Genomic DNA, 1,622 nt, shown 5'->3' with positions numbered 1-1,622 from the left:
TCTGCCGGCCGATTGAGAAGCCGCGCTAAGCTCGCGCCCTGCCTGGACCGCTTGGGTAAATCCCGTCAGGGAATTCGTCAGGCTGAGTCGGGTGGTGCTGTTTTCGAGAACCGAAGCGGAGCGGACATTTGAGTCCGTGAGCATCGGAAGCGCAGAAAACGGCGCCAGACGGCCAGCCTCACGAATTCAGGGACGGGATTTTAGGCGCAGACGCGGTTGCGGCCTTGCCTCTTCGCCTCGTAAAGCTGGCGGTCGGCGCGGCGATAGAACTCTTCCGCTGTTTCCTTGCGGTCCCAGACGGCTAGCCCGACGCTGGTGGTGATCTTGAGGCGGACATTGCCCGACAGCACCGACATGTTGGCGATCGCCTTGCGGATGCGCTCGGCAAACTTGCCCAGAAGCTCGGCGTCCATGTTGGGCGTGACCACGGCGAACTCCTCGCCGCCCAATCGCGCCACCACATCGTGGTAGCGCGTCATATCCTTGAGACAGCTTGCGACGGCCTTGAGCACTTCGTCGCCGACGTCATGGCCATGGGTGTCGTTGACCTGCTTGAAATGGTCGAGATCGAGGATCATCAGCCCGACAGGCTTTTCGATGCGCCGGAACTCCTCGAGATACTCCTTCAGCGCATCATCGAAATAGCGCCGGTTCTGCATGCCGGTCAGGCCGTCGGTCAGCGCCGCATGCTCGAGTGTTTCCGACCGCGCGCTGAGCGAGACCGTCATGGCGCGCAGCTTGCCCTCCTCCGTCGCCTGTTTTCGAATCAGCGGATAGATGAAGAAAATGCCGAAGAACAGCGCGGTGGCCAGGAGCACGCCGGTCGCGAACAAGAGCTTGTTGAGATAGATGACCTTGTCCAGACCCGAAGCCGTATGCAACTCGTCGGCGAAGGACTGCAGAAGTCCATAAGCATGCAGCGTCACCAGGCCGGCGGCCAGGATCACGAATATAAAGACGAAAAACGCTGATTCCGCCTTGTGGAAACGCATCTGCTCCCCGTTGGAAAAGTGCCCATCGACCTTATGGCATGGGCGGGCTTACGGAGGGTTAATTTGGACAACCACAACGGGAACCTTTCCTTGCAGGTAAACTTTTCAGGTTGCATCGGAAGCAAGCGCTGAGATCGTGGTTTCCAGATCATCACCGGGGTGCAACCTCAGCCATTCCGGCCCCAATTGATGCCTGAACCAGGTGGTTTGCCGCTTGGAATATTGCCTGGTCGCGATCTTGGCGCGTTCGATTGCCTCGGGAAAGCCAATCCCTCCGGCCATCGCCGCCTGCAGTTCGCGAACGCCGATCGCTTTCATCGCCGGCAATTCGGGATCGAGGCCAAGTGCCGCAAGCCGCTTGACCTCGTCCAGCGCGCCCTTGTCCAGCATTTGGTCGAAGCGTTTGTCGATGCGTCCGACCAACGCCGCCCGATCCGGCTCGATCACCAGGAAACGCGCGCTTTGCCTGTCGATGAGCGGCTGGCCGCGCTCTGCCTGCCATTCCAGGATCGAACGGCCAGACGCATCGAGAACCTCCAATGCCCGCACGATGCGCTGGCTGTCGGTTGGCTTGAGCATCATGGCGGCCGCCGAATCCTCGCGCCTCAGCAGGCTGTGCAGCTTTACGGC

General features: G+C 60.5%; 1 protein-coding gene and 1 pseudogene. Both read right to left on the bottom strand.

The genetic code is table 11. The features are described 5' to 3' along the window. Positions 1-200 precede the first annotated feature (200 nt). Positions 201-992, bottom strand: a complete 792-nt coding sequence (locus EN884_RS35265) for a GGDEF domain-containing protein (protein ID WP_013531037.1) — start codon at positions 990-992, stop codon at positions 201-203. Positions 993-1,097: 105 nt separating this feature from the next. After that, a pseudogene (locus EN884_RS35260) lies at positions 1,098-1,622 on the bottom strand (tRNA (adenosine(37)-N6)-dimethylallyltransferase MiaA); the annotation flags it as partial.

This window comes from Mesorhizobium sp. M7A.F.Ca.AU.001.01.1.1, from assembly GCF_004022735.1.
Lineage (GTDB): Bacteria > Pseudomonadota > Alphaproteobacteria > Rhizobiales > Rhizobiaceae > Mesorhizobium > Mesorhizobium ciceri.
This window is presented reverse-complemented; position numbering and strand designations above follow the sequence as displayed.

Coding starts and splice junctions, on each gene's coding strand:
- EN884_RS35265 (WP_013531037.1), bottom strand. CDS start 992: ATGCGTTTCCACAAGGCGGAATCAGCGTTTTTCGTCTTTATATTCGTG.